Here is a 21,525-nt window from a genome sequence, read left to right on the forward strand (position 1 = left end):
GAGGCGGAGCCGCAGCGAAAGCGAGTCTGAATAGGGCGTTTAGTACGTGGTCGTAGACCCGAAACCAGGTGATCTACCCATGTCCAGGGTGAAGTTCAGGTAACACTGAATGGAGGCCCGAACCCACGCACGTTGAAAAGTGCGGGGATGAGGTGTGGGTAGCGGAGAAATTCCAATCGAACCTGGAGATAGCTGGTTCTCCCCGAAATAGCTTTAGGGCTAGCCTTAAGTGTAAGAGTCTTGGAGGTAGAGCACTGATTGGACTAGGGGTCCTCATCGGATTACCGAATTCAGTCAAACTCCGAATGCCAATGACTTATCCTTAGGAGTCAGACTGCGAGTGATAAGATCCGTAGTCAAAAGGGAAACAGCCCAGACCGCCAGCTAAGGTCCCAAAGTGTGTATTAAGTGGAAAAGGATGTGGAGTTGCTTAGACAACTAGGATGTTGGCTTAGAAGCAGCCACCATTTAAAGAGTGCGTAATAGCTCACTAGTCGAGTGACTCTGCGCCGAAAATGTACCGGGGCTAAATACACCACCGAAGCTGCGGATTGATACCGAATGGTATCAGTGGTAGGGGAGCGTTCTAAGGACAGTGAAGTCAGACCGTAAGGACTGGTGGAGTGCTTAGAAGTGAGAATGCCGGTATGAGTAGCGAAAGACGGGTGAGAATCCCGTCCACCGAATGCCTAAGGTTTCCTGAGGAAGGCTCGTCCGCTCAGGGTTAGTCAGGACCTAAGCCGAGGCCGACAGGCGTAGGCGATGGACAACAGGTTGATATTCCTGTACCACCTCTTTATCGTTTGAGCAATGGAGGGACGCAGAAGGATAGAAGAAGCGTGCGATTGGTTGTGCACGTCCAAGCAGTTAGGCTGATAAGTAGGCAAATCCGCTTATCATAAAGGCTGAGCTGTGATGGGGAAGCTCCTTATGGAGCGAAGTCTTTGATTCCCCGCTGCCAAGAAAAGCTTCTAGCGAGATAAAAGGTGCCTGTACCGCAAACCGACACAGGTAGGCGAGGAGAGAATCCTAAGGTGTGCGAGAGAACTCTGGTTAAGGAACTCGGCAAAATGACCCCGTAACTTCGGGAGAAGGGGTGCTTTCTTAACGGAAAGCCGCAGTGAATAGGCCCAAGCGACTGTTTAGCAAAAACACAGCTCTCTGCGAAGCCGTAAGGCGAAGTATAGGGGGTGACACCTGCCCGGTGCTGGAAGGTTAAGGAGAGGGGTTAGCGTAAGCGAAGCTCTGAACTGAAGCCCCAGTAAACGGCGGCCGTAACTATAACGGTCCTAAGGTAGCGAAATTCCTTGTCGGGTAAGTTCCGACCCGCACGAAAGGTGTAACGATTTGGGCACTGTCTCAACCAGAGACTCGGTGAAATTATAGTACCTGTGAAGATGCAGGTTACCCGCGACAGGACGGAAAGACCCCGTGGAGCTTTACTGTAGCCTGATATTGAATTTTGGTACAGTTTGTACAGGATAGGCGGGAGCCATTGAAACCGGAGCGCTAGCTTCGGTGGAGGCGCTGGTGGGATACCGCCCTGACTGTATTGAAATTCTAACCTACGGGTCTTATCGACCCGGGAGACAGTGTCAGGTGGGCAGTTTGACTGGGGCGGTCGCCTCCTAAAGTGTAACGGAGGCGCCCAAAGGTTCCCTCAGAATGGTTGGAAATCATTCGTAGAGTGCAAAGGCATAAGGGAGCTTGACTGCGAGACCTACAAGTCGAGCAGGGACGAAAGTCGGGCTTAGTGATCCGGTGGTTCCGCATGGAAGGGCCATCGCTCAACGGATAAAAGCTACCCCGGGGATAACAGGCTTATCTCCCCCAAGAGTCCACATCGACGGGGAGGTTTGGCACCTCGATGTCGGCTCATCGCATCCTGGGGCTGTAGTCGGTCCCAAGGGTTGGGCTGTTCGCCCATTAAAGCGGTACGCGAGCTGGGTTCAGAACGTCGTGAGACAGTTCGGTCCCTATCCGTCGTGGGCGTAGGAAATTTGAGAGGAGCTGTCCTTAGTACGAGAGGACCGGGATGGACGCACCGCTGGTGTACCAGTTGTTCTGCCAAGGGCATAGCTGGGTAGCTATGTGCGGAAGGGATAAGTGCTGAAAGCATCTAAGCATGAAGCCCCCTCAAGATGAGATTTCCCATAGCGTAAGCTAGTAAGATCCCTGAAAGATGATCAGGTTGATAGGTTCGAGGTGGAAGCATGGTGACATGTGGAGCTGACGAATACTAATAGATCGAGGACTTAACCATATAATATGTAGCAAATGTTATCTAGTTTTGAAGGAATATGCCTTCATAGTTTGGTGATGATGGCAGAGAGGTCACACCCGTTCCCATACCGAACACGGAAGTTAAGCTCTCTAGCGCCGATGGTAGTTGGGACCTTGTCCCTGTGAGAGTAGGACGTCGCCAAGCAACTAAACACGAGTCAAATGACTCGTGTTTTTTCGTGTTTTCTTTTATAATCCATAGTAATTAAAAAAATGTCCTTAAATAATTACTATTTTGATTAAATGCAGGGGAATGTGGCTAGGATAGTGAATAAGCAAAAGAGTTGCAAATTTTATTAATACGTATATAATTAAAGTCAAAGATAGTCAAAGTCAATAAAGGTGGCGGATAAATGAGAAATATATCTGATATCATTGAGCAATATCTAAAGCAAGTTATTGACTTAAGTAATAATAATGTGATTGAAATCAAAAGAAATGAGATTGCGGATCGATTCGAGTGCGTACCATCTCAAATCAATTATGTAATCAATACCCGTTTTACATTAGAAAGAGGATTTGTAGTAGAAAGTAAACGTGGTGGAGGAGGTTACATTCGCATTATAAAAGTCAAACTGCATGATGATATAGACATTATTGATCAAATGCTTCATATGATTGATCATAGCGTTGCACAAGGGAATGCAGAGAGTATGATTATACGTTTATTAGAAGAGGGAATCATAACAGGCCGTGAAGCAAAACTAATGTTAAGTGTACTAGATCGTTCTGTATTATCAATGGATATTCCTTCTCGAGATGAACTTAGGGCTCGAATATTATGCGCAATGTTAAGAACACTGAAATATAAATAAATACAGCTTTTGTAAAAGAATGATAATTAAGATAGGGCAGTTAAATATTGTAGAAGTTTTGAAAAAGAGCATGTACTTTTATCTAAATGGATTAAGGAAAGAGGACAATCTAGTAATGTATGAAAAGTATCATGAGGTAGATCGTTCCTGTTGTAAAGGTGGGGATATTGATGACTTGTCAAAACTGTAATATAAGACCAGCAACTTTACATTATACAAAAGTAATCAACGAGAAGAAGGCGGAAGTTCATCTTTGTGAGCAATGTGCAGAGCAAAGTGGCTATACGTCTTTCTTTCAATCATCACAGTCTAACTTTTCATTTCATGATGTATTTGCTGGTTTATTACACGGTGAATCAACAATGTTTGGAGAAGGAAAAAACGGGTTTTCAAATACAAATACAATAAGATGTCCAGGTTGTAAGATGACATACGAACATTTTACAAAGGTGGGACGCCTTGGTTGTGCTTCTTGTTACGATACATTTAAAGGACACTTAAACCCATTGTTAAAACGACTTCATGGTGGACATACAGAACATTGTGGAAAAATTCCGGAACGAATGGAAGGAAATATCCACTTAAAGAAAGAATTAGATGAACTAAAACTTATTCTGAAACAATATGTACAGAATGAGGAGTTTGAGAAAGCTGCTGAGGTAAGAGATGAAATTCGAGGGCTTGAAACTCAGCTTAGTGAGCATAGAGAGGGGGAGTAGTTCTATGTCACTGGACAAAATTATGAATGAAGCGATTAGTCCATGGATGAAGGGGGATGGCCCTGATTCTGATATTGTTTTAAGTAGTCGAATTCGTTTGGCTCGTAATTTTAAGCAATATCAATTTTCTACTATGCAAAACGAAGAGGAAGCTCAAAAGGTTCAAGAATTATTTAAAAAGAAATTTATAAATAAAGCGGTAGAGCCCTTTGGGAAGTTTGGACTATTAAAAATGAATGAATTAACGCCTCTTCAAAGGAGAGTTTTAGTCGAAAAGCATTTAATTAGTCCAAATCTAGCAGGGACTGAATATGGAGCATGTCTGTTATCAGAAAGCGAACACATTAGTGTGATGCTTAATGAGGAAGACCACATTAGGATTCAGTGCCTATTTCCAGGACTACAGTTATCAAAGGCGCTTCAAAGCGCCAATCAAATAGATAATTGGATTGAGAAAGAGGTTGAATATGCTTTTGATGAATCACTTGGATATATTACGAGTTGTCCTACTAACGTTGGTACAGGATTAAGAGCTTCTGTAATGATTCATTTACCAGGGCTGGTTTTAACAAAAAGAATTAGCCGTATTATACAAGTAATTCAAAAATTAGGTTTAGTAGTAAGAGGAATATACGGTGAAGGTAGCGAAGCGTTAGGTAATATATTTCAAGTATCAAATCAAATGACGCTAGGGAAATCCGAAGAAGATATTATTGCAGATTTAAAGAGTGTCATGCAGCAAATTATACAACAAGAAAAATTGGCCAGAGAATTAATTGTACAAAATTCGAGTATTGAGCTTGAAGATAAGGTTTATCGTTCTTACGGTATACTAGCAAATAGTCGTTTAATTCAATCTGCAGAAGCGGCAACTTGCTTATCGGATGTACGACTTGGTATTGATCTAGGATATATAAAAGGTATATCGAGAAATATTTTGACTGAGCTAATGGTTCTTACGCAACCAGGTATTTTACAACAATACGCAGGAGGACCTTTAGGACCAGAAGAAAGAGATTATCGAAGAGCAACCTTAATCCGTGAGCGATTACGTATTGAAAAAAACTAAGCGCAAGTAGGAGGCGATTTCTATGATGTTTGGAAGATTTACAGAAAGAGCACAGAAAGTATTAGCTTTATCTCAAGAGGAAGCAATTCGCATTGGGCATAATAATATTGGAACAGAACATATTTTACTTGGGCTTGTACGCGAAGGTGAAGGAATTGCAGCAAAAGCGTTAATTGCTCTTGGATTGAGCCCGGAGAAAGTGCAAAAAGAGGTAGAAGCGTTAATTGGACGTGGAACAGAAGCTTCTCAAACTGTACATTATACACCTCGTGCTAAAAAAGTTATTGAATTGTCTATGGATGAAGCGCGTAAGCTAGGACATTCTTACGTTGGAACAGAACATATTTTACTTGGCTTAATCCGTGAAGGTGAAGGTGTAGCGGCACGTGTTTTAAATAATTTAGGCGTCAGCCTTAACAAAGCAAGACAACAAGTGTTACAACTTCTTGGAAGTAACGAGGCAAGTTCAGGTCACCAAGGTGGTTCATCGACAAATGCCAATACACCGACACTAGACAGTTTAGCGCGCGACTTAACAGTTGTTGCACGTGAGAATCGTTTGGATCCTGTTATTGGACGTAGTAAAGAAATTCAACGTGTAATTGAAGTGTTAAGCCGTAGAACAAAAAACAATCCAGTGTTAATTGGAGAGCCTGGTGTAGGTAAAACAGCAATTGCTGAAGGGTTAGCACAGCAAATCGTAAATAATGAAGTTCCTGAAACGTTAAGAGATAAGCGTGTTATGACACTAGATATGGGAACAGTGGTAGCTGGGACGAAATATCGTGGTGAGTTTGAAGATCGTTTAAAGAAAGTAATGGATGAAATACGTCAAGCAGGGAATATTATTCTATTTATTGATGAACTTCATACATTAATCGGTGCAGGTGGAGCAGAAGGTGCAATCGATGCATCAAATATTTTAAAACCATCTTTAGCACGCGGAGAATTACAATGTATTGGTGCGACAACTTTAGATGAGTATCGTAAATATATTGAAAAGGATGCAGCTTTAGAGAGACGTTTCCAGCCAATTCATGTTGATGAGCCGAGTCTAGAAGAATCAACTCAAATCTTGAAAGGTTTACGCGATCGTTATGAGGCCCATCACCGTGTGTCTATTACAGATGATGCAATTGATGCAGCTGTGAAACTTTCCGATCGTTATATTACGGATCGTTTCTTACCAGATAAAGCAATTGATTTAATTGATGAAGCTGCTTCAAAGGTTCGCTTACGTTCTTATACAACACCACCAAACTTAAAAGAGCTTGAAGTGAATCTTGAGGAAATTCGAAAAGAAAAAGATGCGGCTGTACAAAGTCAAGAGTTTGAAAAGGCTGCTTCCTTACGTGATATGGAACAACGCTTACGTGAGAAATTGGAAGATACAAAGCGTCAGTGGAAAGAACAACAAGGAAAAGAAAATTCAGAGGTTACGGTAGAAGATATTGCAAATGTCGTTTCTACATGGACACGTATCCCTGTTTCTAAACTTGCACAAACAGAGACTGATAAATTATTAAACTTAGAATCCATTCTTCATGATCGTGTCATCGGCCAGGATGAAGCGGTAGTGGCTGTAGCGAAAGCTGTTCGTCGTGCAAGAGCAGGACTGAAAGATCCGAAACGTCCAATTGGTTCATTTATTTTCTTAGGGCCAACAGGTGTAGGTAAAACAGAATTAGCAAGAGCATTGGCAGAATCTATGTTCGGTGATGAGGATGCAATGATTCGCATTGATATGTCTGAGTATATGGAGAAACATTCAACTTCTCGCTTAGTTGGTTCTCCTCCAGGATATGTTGGGTATGAAGAAGGCGGACAATTAACAGAGAAGGTTCGTCGTAAGCCGTATTCAGTTGTCCTATTAGATGAAGTAGAGAAGGCGCATCCTGATGTATTTAATATTTTACTACAGGTATTGGAAGATGGTCGTTTAACTGATTCTAAAGGACGTACAGTTGACTTCCGTAATACGATTGTTATTATGACGTCTAACGTTGGTGCTGAGGCGTTAAAACGTAACAAACATCTTGGATTTAACGTACAAGATGAAAGCCGTGATTATTCGGATATGAAAGGTAAAGTAATGGATGAGCTGAAAAAGGCATTTCGTCCAGAATTCTTAAACCGTATTGATGAAATTATCGTATTCCATATGCTTGAGAAAAAACATATTCAAGAAATTGTGACTCTTATGGTAAATCAGTTAGTGAATCGCTTAAAAGAACAAGAAATTGAATTGCAATTAACAGAAGGGGCGATTGCAGCTATTGCTGATAAAGGGTTTGATCGTGAATATGGTGCTCGTCCACTACGTAGAGCAATTCAGAAGCATGTAGAAGATAGACTATCGGAAGAACTTTTAAAAGGTGCTATTGAGAAAGGACAAAAAGTTATCTTTGATGTAGAAGGGGAAACATTTGTCATTCATAGTGCTGAAAAGGTAAAATAAGTATAGACAAACTAAGAGGGCTACGAGATAGCCCTCTTTCTTGTACGAGAAGGTCAAATGTTTATAGATGAAAGCGAAGTGAAATATAAAAAGATATGGCTAAAAAGAAAACAAAATTCACATGTCAAGAGTGTGGTTATCAATCACCAAAATATATGGGTAAATGTCCAGGGTGTGGTCAATGGAATTCGCTTGTTGAAGAGATGGAACCCGTTGTATCATCCAGACGCCTAAATTATGCAAATGCAATTCAAACAGAAGTAACAAAACCAAGACGTCTTACAGAAGTAGAAACAAAGTCTGAGGCACGTATTGAAACAAAATTTCAGGAGTTTAACCGTGTACTAGGTGGCGGAATTGTAGATGGATCTTTAGTACTTATTGGTGGGGACCCTGGGATTGGAAAATCAACGTTATTATTACAGATTTCCTCGCAATTAGCAGATGCTTCATATGATGTATTGTATATATCAGGTGAGGAGTCAGCAAAGCAGATTAAACTTCGTGCAGATCGTTTACATGTAAATGGTAGTAATCTATTTGTTGTATCAGAGACAGATTTACAGCGTATTGCAGCACATATTGAAGAGATGAATCCTGCTTTTGTTGTTATTGATTCTATTCAAACGATACATTTACCTGAGGTGACATCAGCTCCTGGTAGCGTGGCGCAAGTACGTGAATGTACAGCAGAATTAATGAAACTTGCAAAAACAAAGGGAATCCCAATTTTCATCGTAGGACATGTGACAAAAGAAGGTGCAATTGCGGGGCCGCGTATGTTAGAACATATGGTCGATGCAGTTCTTTACTTTGAAGGAGATCGACACCATACATATCGTATTTTACGAGCTGTAAAGAATCGTTTTGGTTCTACGAATGAAATGGGTATCTTTGAAATGAAAGAACTTGGCCTTGCAGAAGTCTTAAATCCTTCTGAAATTTTCCTTGAGGAAAGACCAGTTGGAGTTGCAGGTTCAACAGTAGTTGCCTCAATGGAAGGAACAAGACCAGTTTTAGTAGAAATACAGGCATTAATTTCCCCTACTAGTTTTGGAAATCCTCGAAGAATGGCGACAGGAATTGATCATAATCGTGTCTCGCTTATTATGGCGGTACTAGAGAAAAGAACAGGTTTACTATTACAAAATCAAGATGCGTATTTAAAAGTAGCTGGTGGTTTGAAATTAGATGAACCGGCAATTGATTTAGCTGTTGCCTTAAGTATAGCTTCAAGTTTTAGAGATAAATCTACGGCACCAACTGATGCGGTAATAGGAGAAGTTGGATTAACTGGAGAAATAAGAAGAGTATCAAGAATCGAACAACGTGTACAAGAAGCAGCTAAATTAGGATTTCAACGTGCTATCATTCCTAGAAAAAATTTAGGGGGGTGGACAATTCCAGAGGGGATTGAGGTTGTAGGTGTTTCTAATTTAGGAGAAGCGCTTCGTTTGACATTAGGAGGCTAGGCTATGGAAGAAAATAAGCAACGTGTCAAAAGTATAATTAATATTTTACAGCTCGTGGCCCCGGGAACACCACTGCGCGAAGGGATAGATAATGTACTTCGTGCACAAACAGGGGGACTAATTGTTCTTGGGTATAATGAGCAGATTAAAAGCATTGTTGATGGTGGTTTTCATATTAATTGCGCATTCTCTCCTGCTAGTTTATATGAATTAGCAAAAATGGATGGAGCACTTATTTTAAATGAAACTGGAAGTAAAATTTTAATTGCAAACGCACAGTTAGTTCCGGATTCATCTATTGATTCTATTGAAACAGGTATGCGTCACCGAACAGCAGAGCGTGTAGCAAAGCAGACGGGCAGCCTTGTTGTGGCCATTTCACAAAGACGTAATGTAATTACGCTATATCAAGGGAACTTACGTTATACACTAAAAGATATAGGTGTCATTTTAACGAAGGCAAATCAAGCAATTCAAACGCTAGAAAAATATAAGGCTGTATGGAATGACGGCATTACGAATTTGGGTATTCTAGAATTTGAAGAGGTCGTTACAATGTCCGAGGTGGTTCACGTTTTACATAGTGTTGAAATGGTGCTGCGTATAAAAAATGAAATATTGAGCTATATTCATGAGCTAGGAACAGAAGGTAGGTTAATTCGTTTACAGCTTACAGAATTACTAGCTGATTTAGAGGCAGAGGCAGCATTGTTAATTAAAGATTATCACCAGGAGAAAACACAAGACCATCATCAAATCTTGAAAAAGTTACAAGATCTTGCAAATACACAACTTTTAGAGGATAGTGATTTAGTTAAATTACTTGGGTATCCAGGACAAACAAGTTTAGAAGAAAGTGTGACACCTAGAGGGTACCGAATCACAAGCAAGATTTCTCGTGTTCCGCCACTTATTATCGAGAATTTAATTAATCGATTTAAAACATTGCAAGGTGTTTGCCGAGCAACTATTAATGAATTGGATGATGTGGAAGGAATTGGAGAAGTGAGAGCGAAGAAAATACGAGAAGGTCTAAAAAGAATTCAAGAGCATCTCTATATGAGTAGACACAATTAAGAATATTACATTGATTCTATAATATAACGACACTAGAACATTTTTGGTATATGATATGATATATTGGTAAATAAAACTATTTACAAAAAAACACGTCCGCTTTTGCATTCGGCGTTTTGATTAGCGAAACAATGGTTAATAATGAGTAGGAGGTGGTTGGATGTTAAAACGGATTGTACAGCTCTTCTTTTTAGTGATCGGGGGAGCGTTAGGGATTTACTTAATCCCAAAAATTATTAATGTATTAGATATCGGTGCGGTTCCTTTGTTGGAAGGATCGTATGTTCGTGCAATTATTGGTGCAATTATTTTATTTTTAACAACATTTTGGCTTGTAGATTATATTGTTCAACTTATTAAGCATATTGAAGAGGCTCTTGTAAAGGCGCCTGTAGCAGATGTTTTATTTGGTACATTAGGATTAATCTCTGGTCTTATTGTTGCATATTTAATTTTGATACCAATTCGTGAATTTACAATTCCAGTTATTAGTACGGTGTTGCAAGTGTTCTTCACCCTTTTACTTGGATATTTAGGATTCCAAGTAGGGTTTAAAAAGAGGAATGAATTGCTAGGATTATTTACATTACCCCAACGCGGAGGTAAGAAGAAAAACAATAGTGAGAATGAAGAGGTAGAGGTCGAAGCAGAAAAATCTACGACTCATTGGAAAATTCTTGATACGAGTGTAATTATTGACGGACGTATTGCAGATATTTGCCAAACAAAGTTTTTAGAAGGAACAATTGTCATTCCGCAATTCGTATTAGAAGAGCTTCAGCATATTGCCGATTCTTCAGATGCTTTAAAGCGTAATCGTGGCCGCAGAGGGCTAGACATTTTAAATCGTATTCAAAAGGAGATGCCAATTCCGGTAGAAATTTATGAAGGCGATTTCGATGATATCCAAGAAGTAGATAGCAAGCTTGTAAAGTTGGCAAAAATCACTGGTGGAACTGTAGTAACAAACGATTTCAATTTAAACAAAGTTTCTGAATTACAAGGGGTTACGGTGTTAAACATTAATGATTTAGCTAATGCGATTAAACCAGTCGTACTCCCTGGTGAAGAATTAAGTGTTTATGTTGTGAAAGATGGTAAAGAACAGAATCAAGGTGTTGCATACTTAGATGATGGTACGATGATTGTAGTAGAAGATGGTAGAGAGTATGTGGGTTCACAACTTGATGTACTTGTTACTAGCGTATTACAAACATCGGCTGGTCGTATGATTTTCGCAAAACGTAAATTGCTAGAAAAAGCATTATAAGTAGAGGATTATTAATATGTATACATTAATTATTCCGGCAGCGGGCCAAGGGAAACGAATGGGTGCTGGTAAAAATAAGTTATTTTTACTTATAGATGAAGTACCAATTATTGTGCACACATTGCGTGCTTTTGAAAAAGATAAAGCGTGCAAAAGTATTATTATGGCAATTAACGAAGAAGAACGCCCGTATTTTGAAGAGTTGATGCAGAAGTACCAGATTGAAAAGCAGGTACAATTTATTCAGGGTGGAGCCGAAAGACAAGATAGCGTATATAACGCACTTCAGTATGCGAGTGGTGTCGAATATGTTCTTGTTCATGACGGGGCGCGCCCGTTCGTAACGAATAAAGTGATTCGCGATGTATTAACTGCAGCAGAAAAATATGGAGCTTCCATTTGTGCAGTGCCAGTAAAAGATACTGTTAAGAAAGTAGAGCAGGGTGTTGTTGTAGAAACGGTAGAGCGGTCTCAACTTAACGCTGTACAAACACCACAAGGATTCTCTGTTTCTCTTTTGCTAGAAGCTCATAGAAGCGCAAAGCAAAGTTGTTTTCTTGGCACAGATGATGCAAGTCTCGTAGAACGCGTTGGGAAGCAAGTTGGTGTAGTGGAGGGGAGTTACTATAATATTAAAGTGACGACTCCGGAAGATCTACTAATTGCTGAAAGTTTCCTTCGTGTTCAGAAGAAATAACGTTGATGATGTGTTAATAAAGAAAAGCTCGGCAACAGCCGGGCTTTTCTTTATAAGGATAGCGATATAATATAGAGTCATAAAGCTCAGTAGTTTAGCTTAAGGAGGAAGTAAGGATGTTTCGAATTGGACAAGGTTTTGATGTACATGAATTTGCGGAAGGGCGTCCGTTGATTATCGGTGGAATTACAATTCCACACGAGAAAGGATTAATTGGTCATTCAGATGCAGATGTATTGTTACATACGATTGCTGATGCATGTTTAGGTGCGATTGCAGCAGGAGATATCGGAAAGCATTTTCCTGATACAGACCCAGCTTTTAAAGATGCAGATTCAGCTGTATTGTTACAAAAAGTTTGGGAATTTGTGCGTGAACAAGGTTACGAGTTAGGAAATTTAGATTGTACAATTATTGCTCAAAAACCAAAAATGGCACCACATATTGAGAGCATGCGTAAGCGCATTAGTGAACTGTTAGAAACGTCTATCAATAACATTAATGTAAAGGCAACAACAACAGAAAAATTAGGATTTACAGGTAGAGAAGAAGGGATTGCTTCTCAAGCGGTTGTTTTATTACAGAAAAAATAATGGTTTTTAATTCGTAAGATGGATAATCACATTTTTTTGGTGTACAATTATAGAATGTGTTGACATTAAGAATGGAAGGTGTACCAATTATGGAAAAGCAAGTGAGAGTGCGCTACGCGCCAAGTCCAACAGGACACTTACATATCGGAAATGCGCGTACGGCATTATTTAATTATTTATTTGCTCGTCATTTAGATGGCAAATTTATTATTCGTATTGAAGATACTGATGTAAAACGTAACGTGGCTGGTGGAGAAGAAAGCCAATTAAAATACTTGAAATGGCTCGGTATGGACTGGGATGAAGGTGTTGATGTTGGTGGTGAATTTGGACCATATCGCCAAACAGAGCGTTTAGATATTTATAAAAAATTATATGAAGATTTATTAGAGCGTGGTCTAGCTTATAAATGTTATATGACAGAAGAAGAGCTAGAAGCAGAGCGTGAAGGACAAATCGCTCGCGGTGAAACACCTCGTTACGCAGGTAACCACCGTGAATTAACTGAAGAACAAGTGAAAGAATTTGAAGCTGAGGGACGTATTCCAAGTATTCGTTTCCGTGTACCAGCTGATCGTGACTACACATTCAAAGATATTGTAAAAGATGAAGTTGCGTTCCATTCAAATGATTTCGGTGATTTTGTTATTGTGAAAAAAGATGGAATTCCAACTTATAACTTTGCAGTAGCAGTAGATGATCATCTAATGGAAATTACACATGTACTTCGTGGTGATGATCATATTTCAAATACACCGAAACAAATGATGATTTATGAAGCTTTCGGCTGGGATATTCCACAATTCGGTCATATGACTCTAATTGTTAATGAAAGTCGTAAAAAGTTAAGTAAGCGTGATGAATCTATTATTCAATTTATTGAGCAATATAAAGAGCTTGGGTATCTTCCAGAAGCAATCTTTAACTTTATTGCACTACTAGGTTGGTCTCCGGTAGGAGAAGAAGAAATCTTCTCTAAAGATGAGTTTATCAAAATGTTCGATGCAGCTCGTTTATCAAAATCACCTGCATTATTTGATTCTCAAAAACTAAAATGGATGAACAACCAGTATATGAAAAAGCAAGATTTAGATACGGTTGTAGAGTTAAGCTTACCGCATTTAGTGAAAGCTGGACGTGTGGGAGAAACTTTAAGCGAACAAGACCAAGCTTGGATTCGTGATGTAATTGCTTTATACCATGAACAAATGAGTTTTGGAGCTGAAATTGTAGAGCTTTCTGAAATGTTCTTTAAAGATCATGTTGATTATGAAGAAGAAGGACAAGAAGTATTAAATGGTGAACAAGTACCTGAAGTACTTCGTGCATTTGCTGGTCAAATAGAAGCTCTAGAAGCAATGGAGCCAGCAGCAATTAAGGCAGCGATTAAAGCAGTTCAAAAGGAAACAGGACATAAAGGTAAAAATTTATTTATGCCAATCCGTGTTGCAACTACAGGACAAACGCATGGTCCAGAGCTTCCGAATGCTATTGCACTTCTTGGAAAAGAAAAAGTTTTAAATCGTCTTCAAAAAGTAATTGGTTAACATTTTCTAGGTTTAGAAATATAATAAGTATACCTAAAACCTAATAAGGAAAAGCGACGAGAAGGAGAAGTAGAAAATCAGGCTTTTTACAGAGAGAACCACCTTTAGGCTGGGAGTGGTTTATAAGCGGATTTTTGAAATGCCCCTTCGAGTCTTCTGCTGAACAGCGAATTGCTTCGTGGGATGTCTTAGGCCGCAAAGTAAGCAGAAGCGGTGTACACCGTTATCATGGATGAGTTTGAGGCTTTTTTAAGCCTAAACAGAGTGGAACCGCGCTTAAAAGGCGTCTCTGTCAATATGACAGAGACGCCTTTTTTTTTATACCGTGTAAATAGGTATGAATATAGAATTTATCTCCTTATATAAAGAATTAGGGGAGAAGTGATGAGTTAGGGGAGTTAGTTCGTTCGACAAAAAAGCAGCCCATAAAGGGGAGGGAACACCGATGTTTAAGAGGCTTCGGGAAGATATTGAAGTCGTTTTTGAACAGGATCCAGCGGCAAGAGGTTATTTCGAAGTCATTTTAACTTACTCTGGATTACATGCAGTTTGGGCCCATCGAATTGCACATGCTTTTTATAAAAGAAATTTTTTCTTTCTTGCACGTTTTGTTTCACAAGTGAGCCGCTTTTTTACTGGCATTGAGATCCATCCAGGAGCAACTATTGGTCGACGCTTTTTTATAGATCATGGAATGGGAGTTGTAATTGGAGAAACTTGTGAAATTGGTGATAATGTAACGATTTATCAAGGGGTTACATTAGGTGGTACAGGAAAAGAAAAAGGGAAGAGGCACCCAACAATTCAGGATAATGTATTAATTGCGACGGGTGCTAAAGTTCTTGGGTCTATTACTGTGGGAGAGAATTCTAAAATCGGAGCAGGGTCTGTCGTATTAAAAGAAGTTCCTGCACATTCTACAGTTGTAGGTATACCTGGCCGTGTCGTTATTCAAAATGGAGTAAAGATTGGTCAAGAATTAAATCACTCTGACCTTCCAGATCCGATTTTTGATAAATTAAAGGCTATGGAAGTAGAACTTGATAAATTGAAGAAACAATTGGAATTAAAGGTAGAAAGGAAGGATAAAAATGACTATTCACATTTATAATACGTTAACACGTCAAAAAGAAGAGTTTGTTCCATTAGAAGAAAATAAGGTAAAGATGTATGTATGCGGACCTACAGTTTATAACTACATTCATATTGGGAATGCAAGACCTCCTATGGTATTCGATACAGTGCGTCGTTATTTAGAATACAAAGGATACGATGTGCAATATGTATCTAACTTTACGGACGTAGATGATAAATTAATTAAAGCGGCAAATGAATTAGGTGAAGATGTACCAACGATTGCTGATCGTTTTGTTGAAGCGTACTTTGAAGATGTAACAGCACTAGGTTGCAAACACGCAACAGTTCATCCTCGTGTAACAGAAAATATGGATATCATTATTGAATTTATTCAAGAACTTGTGAATAAAGGGTATGCATATGAATCAGAGGGTGATGTGTACTTTAAGACGAAGGAATTCGAAGGTTACGGTAAATTATCACATCAACCAATCGCAGATTTACGTCACGGTGCTCGTATTGAGGTAGGGGAAAAGAAACAAGACCCTCTTGATTTTGCTTTATGGAAAGCTGCGAAAGAAGGAGAAATCTTCTGGGAAAGCCCTTGGGGGCAAGGACGTCCAGGATGGCATATTGAATGCTCAGCAATGGCGCGTAAGTACTTAGGGGATACAATTGACATTCATGCTGGTGGGCAAGACTTGGCGTTCCCGCATCATGAAAATGAAATTGCGCAGTCAGAGGCATTGACTGGAAAAACGTTTGCACGTTACTGGATGCATAATGGATATATTAATATTAACAATGAGAAGATGTCTAAATCGCTGGGTAACTTTATTTTAGTTCACGATATTATTAAGCAATACGACCCGCAGTTAATTAGATTCTTTATGTTATCAGTACACTATCGTCACCCGATTAACTTTAGTGAAGAGTTATTACAAAGTACGAATAATGGACTGGAAAGAATTAAAACAGCTTATGGAAACTTAAAGCATCGTATGGAGAGTAGTACGGATTTAACGGACCATAATGAGAAATGGTTAGCTGAAATAGAGAAATTCCAGACTGCATTTGAAGAGGCAATGAATGATGACTTTAACACTGCAAATGCAATTACCGAATTATACAACGTAGCAAATCATGCAAATCAATATTTACTTGAAGAACATACATCTAAAGTTGTGATTGAAGCATACGTAAAACAACTGGAAACGTTATTTGATATTTTAGGATTAGAATTATCAAAAGAAGAATTACTGGATGAAGAAATTGAAGAGCTTATCCAAAAGCGCATTGAAGCTCGTAAAAATCGCGATTTCGCATTGTCTGATCAAATTCGTGACGATTTAAAAGAACGTAATATTATTTTAGAAGATACCGCTCAAGGTACAAGATGGAAAAGAGGATAAGGATGATTGATGCAAAGCAATTAAACAGCTTGGCGTTAGCGTATATGGGTGATGCGGTATATGAACAATATATCCGCTATCACCTCCTTCAAAAAGGAAAAGTTCGCCCTAATCAATTACATCGCTTAGGGACGAGCTTTGTTTCAGCAAAAGCACAGGCGAAAGTTGTTTATCATTTATTAGAGACGGCATTTTTGACAGAGGAAGAAGAGGCGGTATTAAGAAGAGGGCGTAATGCAAATTCAGGTACAGTTCCGAAAAATACGGATGTACAAACATATCGACATAGTACAGCCTTTGAAGCACTAATTGGTTATCATCATTTATTAAATAATCGTGAAAGATTAGACGAAATTGTATATAAGGCAATTGCAGTTTTAGAAGAAAAGGAAGGGGGCACATCATCATGACTAGTGAATATATTATCGGACGTAACCCTGTAATTGAAGCGTTAAGATCAGGGAGAGATATTAATAAAATTTGGATCGCAGAAGGTGCTGCCAAAGGACAAGTACAAATTGTACTAGCGTTAGCGAAAGAAAATAAGATTATTTTACAACATGCACCAAAGAAAAAGTTAGATCAATTAGTTGAGGGTAATCATCAAGGTGTAATTGCTCAAGTAGCTGCATATCAGTATGCAGAGTTAGAAGATTTATTCAAAGTGGCAGAAAAACGTAATGAAGATCCGTTCTTCTTGATTTTAGATGAGATTGAAGATCCGCATAACCTAGGTTCTATTATGCGTACTGCTGATGCAACAGGAGCTCATGGAATTATTATTCCGAAGAGAAGAGCTGTGGGACTTACCGCATCAGTTGCGAAAGCATCAACAGGAGCGATTGAATACATTCCTGTTGCGCGCGTAACAAACTTATCTCGTACAATTGATGAATTAAAAGAGCGTGGACTTTGGATTGCTGGTACAGATGCCAAAGGGAAAACGGATTACCGTAATTTAGATGGTACAATGCCGATTGGATTAGTAATTGGTAGTGAAGGAAAAGGTATGAGTCGTATTATTGGTGAAAAGTGTGATTTCTTAATCACTCTACCGATGGTTGGTAAAGTTACATCCTTAAATGCTTCAGTAGCCGCAAGTTTGTTAATGTATGAGGTATATCGTAAACGTCACGAAATTGGTAAATAAAAAATGAACGATATTTTAATCGTTGACGGCTACAACATTATCGGAGCTTGGGGAGATTTGAAGAAACTGCGGGATGTAGATTTACAATCATCAAGAGATGCGCTTATTGATAAGATGGCGGATTATCAAGGTTATACAGGCACAAAAGTGATGATAGTCTTTGATGCCTATACAGTCCATGGTATTGAAAAAAAGATGAAACAATCTCGTGTAGAAGTAATATTCACACGAAAGAATCAAACTGCAGACGAAAAGATAGAGCAACTTGCGATAGAGCTTAGAAATATAAATACACAAATATATGTTGCGACTTCTGATTATACAGAACAATGGGTTATATTTGCGCAAGGTGCCCTTCGAAAATCTGCGCGTGAATTAGAGTTGGAAGTACAAGCGATGGAACAACAAGTAAGAAGGCGTACAAAAGACGCGAAAGAACAGCAGCCCGCCATGCGAAAGATATTTAGTAAGGATATTACAGAAAAATTAGAAAAATTAAGAAGAGGAGAGCGTTGAAGCATTGACGCTCTTTATCTTTTTACTGTATAATATTGCTAAATAAATAGCGGTCGGAGGGATCAAGGTGGAAGCAGGCTTCGTAAGTATAGGCGACGTTACATTTCGTGATTTAGAGGATGAGGCAATCGTTGAGTTAGTTCGAAAAGGTAATACTGACGCTCTAGAATATTTAATTCACAAGTATAAGAACTTTGTTCGTGCGAAATCAAGATCTTACTTTTTAGTGGGTGCCGATCGAGAAGACATTGTTCAAGAAGGTATGATAGGGTTGTTTAAAGCAATTCGTGATTATAAAGAGGACAAGCTGTCTTCATTCAAAGCATTTGCTGAACTATGTATCACTCGACAAATTATTACCGCTATTAAAACGGCAACAAGACAAAAACATATTCCTTTAAATTCGTATGTGTCTTTAGATAAGCCGATTTACGATGAGGAATCTGATCGAACGTTATTGGATGTTATTTCTGAAGCGAAGGTGACTGATCCTGAAGAGATGATCATTAGCCAGGAAGAATATACAGACATAGAATCAAAAATATCTGAATTATTAAGCGATTTAGAAAGAAAAGTGCTTTCTTTATATTTAGATGGTCGTTCTTATCAAGAGATTTCAGAACAGTTAAACAGGCATGTGAAATCTATTGATAACGCTTTACAAAGAGTAAAGAGGAAATTGGAACGATATATGGAAATGAGAGAAAGTACAACTTTAAATTCATAAGAAGTAACAAGTGCTGCAGGTGTAAAATAAATCACCTGTTTTCTTTTGTAGAGAGTACAAAATGCATGTCATTGACATTGTCTTTTATTGTATGATACATTTTTAGGGACATAATGTTACAAGGTTGGTGTAACTAATGAGGAAAAAAGTTGTACTCTCATGTGAAGAGTGTAAAAATCGAAACTACTCTACTATGAAAGATACGAGCTCAATAGAGCGACTTGAAATAAAAAAGTTTTGTAAAACATGCAATCAGCATACAGTTCACAAGGAAACAAAATAAATAATTGAAATAATACACTGGAGGTCCCGCAGATGCGTTTAACGAACTTTTTCGGCGATGTAGGTCGCGAAATGAAAAAAGTAAGTTGGCCTAAAAAAGATGAATTACTCCGCTCAACAGCGACTGTTGTTGCTACAGTTGTGTTCTTTGCGATTTTCTTCGCAGTAGTTGATATGGGCATTTCTTCTTTAATTCGGTTAATTCTTGGTTAATTCTTGAATAAGAAGCACTTATCCATGATATAATGTTATTTATAAGAACTGTGTAAAAGCCCGGTGAACGGGTTTTTTCATTTGCGCAAAAAAATGTACGTCAGGGAGGGAAGGACGCTCGTCCTAAATGAATGGAAAAAAGTTGGTATGTTGTCCATACTTATTCTGGATATGAAAATAAAGTAAAAGCAAACCTAGAGAAACGTGTAGAATCAATGGGTATGCAAGATAAAATTTTCCGTGTTGTTGTCCCGGAAGAAGTAGAAGTAGAAATGAAAAACGGAAAAGAAAAATTAATGAAAAGAAAAGTGTTCCCAGGTTATGTATTAGTAGAATTAATCATGACTGATGACTCTTGGTATGTTGTACGTAACACGCCGGGTGTAACTGGGTTCGTTGGTTCTTCTGGTTCTGGATCTAAACCATCACCTCTATTAGAAGAGGAAGTTGTTACCATTATGAAACATATGGGAATGGACAACGAAGTGGTTGATTTCGACTTTGAACTTCATGAGACAGTACGTGTAAATGAGGGGCCATTCGCAGATTATACAGGTGCTATTGAAGAAATTGATGTGGAGAAGAAAAAGGTTAGCGTGCTTGTGGATATGTTTGGTCGCGAGACTCCAGTTGAACTTGACTTCCATCAAATTGAAAAATTATAAAATGAAACTTGAAATGAATTGTAAAAAGTGATAATATCTTTTAAGTCAGTACGTCTTCGTTATCGGAGACGTTTTTTGAAAGATTTTATCCTTACAGATAAAATATGACGTGGGAGGGCAAATCACTGTCCAATTGACCACATCACGGACTTAAGGAGGTGTGTCTCGTGGCTAAAAAGGTAATTAAAATGGTAAAGCTTCAAATTCCTGCAGGTAAAGCTAACCCAGCTCCACCAGTTGGTCCAGCATTAGGACAAGCAGGTGTTAACATCATGGGCTTCTGTAAAGAGTTTAACGCTCGTACAGCAGATCAAGCTGGTCTTATCATCCCTGTTGAAATTACGGTATTTGAGGACCGTTCATTCACTTTCATTACTAAAACTCCTCCTGCTGCTGTTCTTCTTAAGAAAGTAGCTGGTATTGAGTCTGGTTCTGGTGAACCAAACCGTAATAAAGTGGCAACTGTTAAGCGTGATAAAGTACGCGAAATCGCTGAAACTAAAATGCCTGACCTAAACGCTGCTAGCGTAGAAGCTGCAATGCGTATGGTTGAAGGTACTGCACGCAGTATGGGCATCGTTATCGAAGACTAATTCGATTTGTTTTTAAAAAAGGTTGCGGGTCTGGAATTCCAATTCGCAACCTTTATTATCGTAAATGATTATCGTTTTTAAATAAATGGATGGCGCTCATCCTCAGGTTATACCTGAAAACAGGCGTAAACGTGGGAGGTTATTCCGCTAAAACCACATTCGAGGAGGAAATAAAAATGGCTAAAAGAGGTAAAAAGTACGTAGAAGCTGCAAAGCTTGTTGATCGTGCAGCTGCTTACTCTGCAACAGAAGCAGTAGAATTAGTAAAGAAAACAAACACAGCTAAATTTGATGCAACTGTAGAAGCTGCATTCCGTTTAGGTGTTGACCCTAAGAAAGCTGACCAACAAATCCGTGGTGCAGTTGTTCTTCCACACGGTACTGGTAAAGTACAACGTGTATTAGTATTTGCTAAAGGTGAAAAAGCTAAAGAAGCTGAAGCTGCTGGAGCTGACTTCGTAGGCGATACTGATTACATCGGTAAAATCCAACAAGGTTGGTTCGATTTCGATGTAGTAGTAGCAACTCCTGACATGATGGGTGAAGTTGGTAAACTTGGTCGCGTATTAGGACCTAAAGGTTTAATGCCAAACCCTAAAACTGGAACAGTTACTTTCGATGTAACTAAAGCTGTTAACGAAATCAAAGCTGGTAAAGTTGAATACCGCGTTGATAAAGCTGGTAACATCCACGTTCCAATCGGTAAAGTATCTTTCGAAGATGCTAAATTAGTAGAAAACTTCAAAACAATTGCTGACACTTTACAAAAAGTTAAGCCAGCTGCTGCAAAAGGTACTTACATGAAGAACGTAACAGTTGCTTCTACAATGGGACCTGGCGTACGTGTAGACGTTTCTACATTAGCGTAAATTTTGGAAGTTGACTTCATA

Annotated in this window: 21 protein-coding genes, 2 rRNA genes and 1 other annotated feature (1 of these 24 only partly in view); all 23 genes read left to right on the forward strand. The window is 38.9% G+C overall.

The genetic code is table 11. The features are described 5' to 3' along the window. Window positions 1-2,263: ribosomal RNA gene (locus tag N2V80_RS00500) — 23S ribosomal RNA — on the forward strand (it extends 659 nt beyond the left edge of the window). Window positions 2,264-2,312: 49 nt separating this feature from the next. Then, window positions 2,313-2,428: ribosomal RNA gene (rrf, locus tag N2V80_RS00505) — 5S ribosomal RNA — on the forward strand. 208 nt (window positions 2,429-2,636) lie between these two features. After that, the gene (gene ctsR / locus N2V80_RS00510) at window positions 2,637-3,098 is read left to right on the forward strand and encodes a transcriptional regulator CtsR (protein ID WP_001244565.1); all 462 of its coding nucleotides are present in this window, start codon (window positions 2,637-2,639) and stop codon (window positions 3,096-3,098) included. A gap of 170 nt (window positions 3,099-3,268) precedes the next feature. After that, window positions 3,269-3,817, forward strand: coding sequence for a UvrB/UvrC motif-containing protein (locus N2V80_RS00515; protein ID WP_000128398.1), 549 nt, complete (start codon window positions 3,269-3,271; stop codon window positions 3,815-3,817). A 4-nt stretch (window positions 3,818-3,821) separates the two neighbouring features. Continuing rightward, window positions 3,822-4,886 (forward strand): protein arginine kinase, encoded by a 1,065-nt coding sequence (locus tag N2V80_RS00520; RefSeq protein ID WP_000050842.1) that lies wholly within the window; start codon window positions 3,822-3,824, stop codon window positions 4,884-4,886. A 22-nt stretch (window positions 4,887-4,908) separates the two neighbouring features. After that, window positions 4,909-7,344, forward strand: coding sequence for an ATP-dependent protease ATP-binding subunit ClpC (gene clpC / locus N2V80_RS00525; RefSeq protein WP_000971187.1), 2,436 nt, complete (start codon window positions 4,909-4,911; stop codon window positions 7,342-7,344). A 95-nt stretch (window positions 7,345-7,439) separates the two neighbouring features. Continuing rightward, the gene (radA, locus tag N2V80_RS00530) at window positions 7,440-8,816 is read left to right on the forward strand and encodes a DNA repair protein RadA (RefSeq protein ID WP_001085202.1); all 1,377 of its coding nucleotides are present in this window, start codon (window positions 7,440-7,442) and stop codon (window positions 8,814-8,816) included. A gap of 3 nt (window positions 8,817-8,819) precedes the next feature. Beyond that, window positions 8,820-9,893 carry a DNA integrity scanning diadenylate cyclase DisA gene (gene disA, locus N2V80_RS00535; RefSeq protein WP_000392158.1) on the forward strand — a complete coding sequence of 358 codons (1,074 nt, stop codon included), beginning with the start codon at window positions 8,820-8,822 and terminating at the stop codon, window positions 9,891-9,893. A gap of 160 nt (window positions 9,894-10,053) precedes the next feature. After that, the gene (locus N2V80_RS00540) at window positions 10,054-11,163 is read left to right on the forward strand and encodes a PIN/TRAM domain-containing protein (RefSeq protein ID WP_000919677.1); all 1,110 of its coding nucleotides are present in this window, start codon (window positions 10,054-10,056) and stop codon (window positions 11,161-11,163) included. Between the two features lie 16 nt (window positions 11,164-11,179). After that, a complete protein-coding gene (gene ispD / locus N2V80_RS00545) occupies window positions 11,180-11,860 on the forward strand; it encodes a 2-C-methyl-D-erythritol 4-phosphate cytidylyltransferase (RefSeq protein ID WP_000288286.1) in 681 nt (226 codons plus the stop codon). A 116-nt stretch (window positions 11,861-11,976) separates the two neighbouring features. After that, window positions 11,977-12,453: a 2-C-methyl-D-erythritol 2,4-cyclodiphosphate synthase gene (ispF, locus tag N2V80_RS00550; RefSeq protein ID WP_000488388.1), complete on the forward strand. Its 477-nt coding sequence runs from the start codon at window positions 11,977-11,979 to the stop codon at window positions 12,451-12,453. Window positions 12,454-12,542: 89 nt separating this feature from the next. After that, a complete protein-coding gene (gltX, locus tag N2V80_RS00555) occupies window positions 12,543-14,000 on the forward strand; it encodes a glutamate--tRNA ligase (protein ID WP_000415143.1) in 1,458 nt (485 codons plus the stop codon). A 47-nt stretch (window positions 14,001-14,047) separates the two neighbouring features. Then, window positions 14,048-14,294: a binding site (T-box leader), on the forward strand. A 151-nt stretch (window positions 14,295-14,445) separates the two neighbouring features. Continuing rightward, window positions 14,446-15,111 (forward strand): serine O-acetyltransferase, encoded by a 666-nt coding sequence (cysE, locus tag N2V80_RS00560; RefSeq protein ID WP_000476497.1) that lies wholly within the window; start codon window positions 14,446-14,448, stop codon window positions 15,109-15,111. Then, window positions 15,092-16,489 (forward strand): cysteine--tRNA ligase, encoded by a 1,398-nt coding sequence (gene cysS, locus N2V80_RS00565; RefSeq protein ID WP_000152276.1) that lies wholly within the window; start codon window positions 15,092-15,094, stop codon window positions 16,487-16,489. The genes cysE and cysS overlap by 20 nt, the downstream gene beginning before the upstream one ends. 2 nt (window positions 16,490-16,491) lie before the next feature. After that, the gene (locus N2V80_RS00570; protein ID WP_000564261.1) at window positions 16,492-16,899 is read left to right on the forward strand and encodes a Mini-ribonuclease 3; all 408 of its coding nucleotides are present in this window, start codon (window positions 16,492-16,494) and stop codon (window positions 16,897-16,899) included. Then, window positions 16,896-17,639 (forward strand): 23S rRNA (guanosine(2251)-2'-O)-methyltransferase RlmB, encoded by a 744-nt coding sequence (rlmB, locus tag N2V80_RS00575; protein ID WP_000200237.1) that lies wholly within the window; start codon window positions 16,896-16,898, stop codon window positions 17,637-17,639. The genes N2V80_RS00570 and rlmB overlap by 4 nt, the downstream gene beginning before the upstream one ends. Before the next feature lie 3 nt (window positions 17,640-17,642). Then, window positions 17,643-18,155, forward strand: a complete 513-nt coding sequence (locus N2V80_RS00580; RefSeq protein ID WP_000997880.1) for an NYN domain-containing protein — start codon at window positions 17,643-17,645, stop codon at window positions 18,153-18,155. Window positions 18,156-18,222: 67 nt separating this feature from the next. Continuing rightward, window positions 18,223-18,882, forward strand: coding sequence for an RNA polymerase sporulation sigma factor SigH (locus tag N2V80_RS00585; RefSeq protein WP_000387193.1), 660 nt, complete (start codon window positions 18,223-18,225; stop codon window positions 18,880-18,882). 136 nt (window positions 18,883-19,018) lie between these two features. Beyond that, window positions 19,019-19,165, forward strand: coding sequence for a 50S ribosomal protein L33 (rpmG, locus tag N2V80_RS00590; protein ID WP_014481927.1), 147 nt, complete (start codon window positions 19,019-19,021; stop codon window positions 19,163-19,165). 32 nt (window positions 19,166-19,197) lie between these two features. After that, a complete protein-coding gene (gene secE, locus N2V80_RS00595; RefSeq protein WP_001241323.1) occupies window positions 19,198-19,377 on the forward strand; it encodes a preprotein translocase subunit SecE in 180 nt (59 codons plus the stop codon). A 131-nt stretch (window positions 19,378-19,508) separates the two neighbouring features. Then, entirely contained in the window at window positions 19,509-20,042 is a 534-nt protein-coding gene (gene nusG / locus N2V80_RS00600) for a transcription termination/antitermination protein NusG (protein WP_000415794.1), read from the forward strand. A gap of 167 nt (window positions 20,043-20,209) precedes the next feature. Further along, the gene (rplK, locus tag N2V80_RS00605; RefSeq protein WP_001085872.1) at window positions 20,210-20,635 is read left to right on the forward strand and encodes a 50S ribosomal protein L11; all 426 of its coding nucleotides are present in this window, start codon (window positions 20,210-20,212) and stop codon (window positions 20,633-20,635) included. 176 nt (window positions 20,636-20,811) lie between these two features. After that, entirely contained in the window at window positions 20,812-21,504 is a 693-nt protein-coding gene (gene rplA, locus N2V80_RS00610; RefSeq protein ID WP_001987630.1) for a 50S ribosomal protein L1, read from the forward strand. Window positions 21,505-21,525 lie beyond the last annotated feature (21 nt).

Origin of the sequence: Bacillus sp. FSL W8-0640 (assembly GCF_038007725.1) — a bacterium.
In the GTDB taxonomy this organism is placed as follows: domain Bacteria; phylum Bacillota; class Bacilli; order Bacillales; family Bacillaceae_G; genus Bacillus_A; species Bacillus_A cereus.

Excerpts from the sequence above, each read along its gene's own strand:
- ctsR (WP_001244565.1), top strand. The coding sequence starts at position 2,637 with ATGAGAAATATATCTGATATCATTGAGCAATATCTAAAGCAAGTTATT.
- N2V80_RS00515 (WP_000128398.1), top strand. The coding sequence starts at position 3,269 with ATGACTTGTCAAAACTGTAATATAAGACCAGCAACTTTACATTATACA.
- N2V80_RS00520 (WP_000050842.1), top strand. The coding sequence starts at position 3,822 with ATGTCACTGGACAAAATTATGAATGAAGCGATTAGTCCATGGATGAAG.
- clpC (WP_000971187.1), top strand. The coding sequence starts at position 4,909 with ATGATGTTTGGAAGATTTACAGAAAGAGCACAGAAAGTATTAGCTTTA.
- radA (WP_001085202.1), top strand. The coding sequence starts at position 7,440 with ATGGCTAAAAAGAAAACAAAATTCACATGTCAAGAGTGTGGTTATCAA.
- disA (WP_000392158.1), top strand. The coding sequence starts at position 8,820 with ATGGAAGAAAATAAGCAACGTGTCAAAAGTATAATTAATATTTTACAG.
- N2V80_RS00540 (WP_000919677.1), top strand. The coding sequence starts at position 10,054 with ATGTTAAAACGGATTGTACAGCTCTTCTTTTTAGTGATCGGGGGAGCG.
- ispD (WP_000288286.1), top strand. The coding sequence starts at position 11,180 with ATGTATACATTAATTATTCCGGCAGCGGGCCAAGGGAAACGAATGGGT.
- ispF (WP_000488388.1), top strand. The coding sequence starts at position 11,977 with ATGTTTCGAATTGGACAAGGTTTTGATGTACATGAATTTGCGGAAGGG.
- gltX (WP_000415143.1), top strand. The coding sequence starts at position 12,543 with ATGGAAAAGCAAGTGAGAGTGCGCTACGCGCCAAGTCCAACAGGACAC.
- cysE (WP_000476497.1), top strand. The coding sequence starts at position 14,446 with ATGTTTAAGAGGCTTCGGGAAGATATTGAAGTCGTTTTTGAACAGGAT.
- cysS (WP_000152276.1), top strand. The coding sequence starts at position 15,092 with ATGACTATTCACATTTATAATACGTTAACACGTCAAAAAGAAGAGTTT.
- N2V80_RS00570 (WP_000564261.1), top strand. The coding sequence starts at position 16,492 with ATGATTGATGCAAAGCAATTAAACAGCTTGGCGTTAGCGTATATGGGT.
- rlmB (WP_000200237.1), top strand. The coding sequence starts at position 16,896 with ATGACTAGTGAATATATTATCGGACGTAACCCTGTAATTGAAGCGTTA.
- N2V80_RS00580 (WP_000997880.1), top strand. The coding sequence starts at position 17,643 with ATGAACGATATTTTAATCGTTGACGGCTACAACATTATCGGAGCTTGG.
- rpmG (WP_014481927.1), top strand. The coding sequence starts at position 19,019 with ATGAGGAAAAAAGTTGTACTCTCATGTGAAGAGTGTAAAAATCGAAAC.
- secE (WP_001241323.1), top strand. The coding sequence starts at position 19,198 with ATGCGTTTAACGAACTTTTTCGGCGATGTAGGTCGCGAAATGAAAAAA.
- nusG (WP_000415794.1), top strand. The coding sequence starts at position 19,509 with ATGGAAAAAAGTTGGTATGTTGTCCATACTTATTCTGGATATGAAAAT.
- rplA (WP_001987630.1), top strand. The coding sequence starts at position 20,812 with ATGGCTAAAAGAGGTAAAAAGTACGTAGAAGCTGCAAAGCTTGTTGAT.